Genomic DNA, 4356 nt, shown 5'->3' with positions numbered 1-4356 from the left:
TTGGTCAGTGATTAGGGTGAAAGAGTGCAGCTAACACCGCTGCAACTTCAGGTAAGAAAGGTATTACCAAAGTAATTGGCGTTACAGCAAGGCAGCAAGTGAATGAATCCCGATGAGCTGACACTGGTCAGTGATTCGGGTGAAAGAGTGCAGCTAACACCGCTGCAACTTCAAGTAAGAAGGTAATTTATGAATGACCTACTGAGCCGGGCTATGAGGCTACTTTCCCAACGCGATCATAGTGAATCTGAACTGCGCCGCAAATTAGCGATACAGCCGTTTTCAGCAAAAGGTAATTGGGGAAAGCGTGGGGTTAGCGGGGCAGGAGAACCTGTTGAGGATATTGACCCGAAAGTTGTCGAACAGGTAATCGCTTATTGTTACCAACATAATTGGTTGGATGATTCTCGCTTTGCTACCAGCTACATTAATAGCCGCAGCCGTAAAGGATATGGTGCGCAGAGTATCCGTTCTGAATTAATGCAAAAAGGTGTCGATAAAGAACTCATCCAAGCCGCTTTCGACATTAGCGAAATCGACTGGTGTATGCTCGCCAAAGAAGTAGCACAGCGTAAATTTGGTGAAGTTCTACCGGTTGATTGGAAAGAAAAGGCCAAAGTTCAGCGATATCTTCTCTATCGTGGCTTTTTCCAGGAAGAAATTCAGTCTATTTACAGTAATTTTGACGAATGAATGCACACGGGATTTTACTTCCCCGCGAAGAAAATTTATCTTAGTCCCACTTTTCGTTCGTGAGCTTATTCTCGGTGTTGTCAATTATCGGCACCAGATCTGCTCGCGGGCTATTCTTTTAGCTTGTTTCCGGGACAATTATGAGCAAGAGCACCGCTGAGATTCGTCAAGCGTTTCTCGATTTCTTCCATAGCAAGGGACATCAGGTTGTATCAAGCAGCTCTTTGGTTCCTAATAATGACCCTACGCTGCTGTTTACCAATGCCGGGATGAACCAGTTTAAGGACGTTTTCTTAGGTTTGGATAAACGGGCTTATTCCCGTGCGACAACCTCTCAGCGTTGTGTGCGAGCGGGTGGTAAGCATAATGACCTTGAAAACGTAGGCTACACTGCGCGTCATCATACATTCTTTGAAATGTTGGGTAATTTTAGCTTCGGCGATTATTTCAAACATGACGCAATCAGTTTCGCTTGGGAATTATTAACCAGCGGACAGTGGTTTAACCTACCGAAAGAAAAACTGTGGGTAACCGTTTACGAAACTGATGACGAGGCTTACGAGATCTGGGCCAACGAAATTGGGATCCCGCACGAACGCATTATTCGCATTGGCGATAAAGGCGCTCCTTTTGCCTCTGATAACTTCTGGCAAATGGGTGATACAGGCCCATGTGGCCCATGCAGCGAAATATTTTATGATCATGGCGACCATATTTGGGGCGGCCCTCCGGGTTCTCCAGAAGAAGATGGTGATCGCTATATTGAGATCTGGAATATTGTCTTTATGCAATTCAACCGTCAGTCAGATGGCACCATGTTGCCACTGCCGAAGCCATCCGTTGATACCGGTATGGGGTTGGAGCGTATTGCTGCTGTATTACAACACGTTAATACCAACTATGAGATAGACCTGTTCCGTGATTTGATTGCTGCGGTGGCAGAAGTCACGGGTGCAACCGATCTCAATAGCAAATCACTGCGCGTGATTGCCGATCATATCCGTTCTTGTGCATTCTTGATCTCCGATGGCGTTATTCCATCAAATGAAAACCGTGGCTATGTATTGCGCCGAATCATTCGCCGCGCTATCCGTCATGGGAATATCCTGGGCGCGAAAGAAACCTTCTTCTACAAATTGGTTGGGCCACTTATCGCGGTTATGGGTTCAGCTGCCGATGAGCTGAAACAACAGCAGGCAATGGTTGAGCAGGTTCTGAAAACTGAAGAAGAACAGTTTGCCAGAACATTAGAGCGCGGTTTAGCACTGTTAGATGAAGAGCTTAGCAAATTAACGGGGGATACCCTTGATGGTGAAACAGCTTTCCGCTTATATGACACCTACGGTTTCCCTGTCGATTTAACTGCCGATGTTTGCCGTGAGCGTAATCTGAAAGTGGATGAGGCTGGTTTTGAGCAAGCTATGGAAGCTCAGCGCCGTCGTGCCCGTGAATCGAGTGGATTTGGTGCCGATTATAACAGCTTGATTCGTGTTGATAGCGCGAGCCAGTTCTCTGGTTATGATCATGTTCATCAGCAAGCAACGGTTACCGCACTGTTCCGTAACGGTGAAGCTGTTGATGAAATTCATGAAGGTGAAGAAGCGGTTGTTGTACTGAATCAAACCCCATTCTATGGCGAGTCGGGTGGTCAGGTCGGCGATAAAGGCGAGTTGAAAAATGCCACTGCAACTTTTGCTGTGTCTGATACTCAGAAATATGGTCAAGCTATCGGGCATTTAGGGCAATTAACTCACGGAACCTTGCGGGTTAACCACAGTATTGATGCTCAGGTCGATGTAGCACGACGTAATCGTATTCGCCTGAATCATTCTGCCACGCATTTACTGCATGCCGCATTACGTAAAACGTTGGGCGAACATGTGGCGCAGAAAGGCTCGCTGGTAAATGATAAATACCTGCGTTTTGACTTCTCCCATTTTGAAGCCATGAAACCAGAACAGATTCGTTTGGTAGAAGATCTGGTCAACGAACAGATTCGCCGTAATATGCCAGTCCAAACTGAAGTAATGGAGTTGGAGGCGGCGAAAGAAAAGGGCGCAATGGCTCTGTTCGGCGAGAAATATGACGATCAGGTACGCGTCTTGACCATGGGTGATTTTTCAACCGAGCTATGTGGTGGTATTCATGCCAGCCGTACCGGTGATATTGGTCTGTTCCGCATTTTATCTGAGTCAGGAACTGCCGCGGGGATCCGCCGTATTGAAGCTGTCACCGGTGAAGGTGCTATTGCGCTCCTGCATCAACAGAGTGATTTGCTGGCGGATGTTGCTCACCTGGTTAAAGGTGATACTCATACTCTGGCTGATAAAGTTCGTGCGGTACTGGATCGCAGCAAAATGCTGGAACGAGAGCTCCAGCAACTGAAAGACCAGCAGGCTGCTCAAGAAAGTGCCTCATTGTCGTCCAATGCAAAATTGGTTAATGGTGTAAAACTTTTAGTTAGCCAGTTGGATAATGTTGAACCAAAAATGTTGCGTACTATGGTTGATGATCTTAAAAATCAGCTAGGGTCAGCTATTATCGTGCTGGCAACCACAGCAGATGATAAAGTCAGCCTAATTGTTGGTGTAACCAAAGATCTGACGAGCAAAGTAAAAGCAGGCGAGTTAATCGCTGATATTGCTCAGCAGGTCGGTGGTAAAGGTGGTGGACGGCCGGATATGGCTCAGGCTGGCGGTACTGATGTTCATGCATTGCCATCTGCATTAGCGAGTGTTGAAGCGTGGGTTGAGTCTCGCCTATAAACAAGTAATGACTGATTGAATCAATACGCCATATCTCTCTGCTAGGTATGGCGTTTTTCAGTTTTCCTGTCATAGTTCGATAACAAAGTTAAACGCAAAGTTGTCTGCTTCAGCTAAACTTGTATTAGTTAGAGACTTGACCAAGCTACTTACATTTTATGTGAATGTGATAGCTTACGTTTTCACGGTGTATGATGGATAATGGCGGGGAAACTGAGAGACCCGACTCTTTTAATTTTTCAAGGAGCAAAGAATGCTTATTCTGACTCGTCGAGTTGGTGAAACACTCATGATTGGCGATGAGGTTACGGTTACTGTATTAGGGGTGAAAGGCAACCAAGTTCGAATTGGTGTAAATGCTCCGAAAGAGGTTTCTGTTCACCGTGAAGAAATCTATCAACGTATCCAAGCAGAAAAGTCTCAACCGACGACTTACTGATTTGAAGAAGCGTCTCGTATTACACGAGGCGCTACTGCTATTTATTCCCCTCGCTTCACCCGCTATCCACTTTTTACCTTCTTATTCCTGTAATAATTCTCTGTTTACGGTCAATTTAACTGAGCAGCTAAGACAATTTCTTTCCCTCCGCTCTTTGATGTCTCCACAATAATCACTTTCTCATCTGTTGATAAAACACTCTTTTTGATGTCAAACTGGCCATGTTGCGTGGGAATTGTGCAAATAAACACGAGTTAGGAAAAATTGTTTGACTTATAAGTGCGGGAAAGTAATATGTGCGCCACGCAGTGCCGATGAGCTTCTTCAAAAGCAAGTTAGGTACAATTCGCAAGAAGCGTATGGTGAGGTGGCCGAGAGGCTGAAGGCGCTCCCCTGCTAAGGGAGTATACGGTCAAAAGCTGTATCGAGGGTTCGAATCCCTCCCTCACCGCCATTTAC

At 45.9% G+C, this 4356-nt stretch carries 3 protein-coding genes and 1 tRNA gene; all 4 read left to right on the top strand.

Annotation, left to right across the window (positions count from 1 at the left end; translation table 11 throughout):
- Window positions 1-189 precede the first annotated feature (189 nt).
- The 4 genes from recX (at window position 190) to YROHD0001_RS0119090 (ending at window position 4351) form a co-directional block, all read left to right on the top strand.
- Window positions 190-693 carry a recombination regulator RecX gene (recX, locus tag YROHD0001_RS00160; protein ID WP_004716928.1) on the top strand — a complete coding sequence of 168 codons (504 nt, stop codon included), beginning with the start codon at window positions 190-192 and terminating at the stop codon, window positions 691-693.
- Between the two features lie 140 nt (window positions 694-833).
- Entirely contained in the window at window positions 834-3458 is a 2625-nt protein-coding gene (alaS, locus tag YROHD0001_RS00165; protein WP_032818564.1) for an alanine--tRNA ligase, read from the top strand.
- A gap of 253 nt (window positions 3459-3711) precedes the next feature.
- A complete protein-coding gene (csrA, locus tag YROHD0001_RS00170) occupies window positions 3712-3897 on the top strand; it encodes a carbon storage regulator CsrA (protein ID WP_002209449.1) in 186 nt (61 codons plus the stop codon).
- Window positions 3898-4258: 361 nt separating this feature from the next.
- Window positions 4259-4351: transfer RNA gene (locus YROHD0001_RS0119090), tRNA-Ser, on the top strand.
- Window positions 4352-4356 lie beyond the last annotated feature (5 nt).

Source organism: Yersinia rohdei ATCC 43380, from assembly GCF_000173775.1.
Classification (GTDB): domain Bacteria; phylum Pseudomonadota; class Gammaproteobacteria; order Enterobacterales; family Enterobacteriaceae; genus Yersinia; species Yersinia rohdei.
The sequence above is the reverse complement of the archived record's forward strand: the minus strand, read 5'-3'. Positions and strand labels throughout refer to the sequence as shown.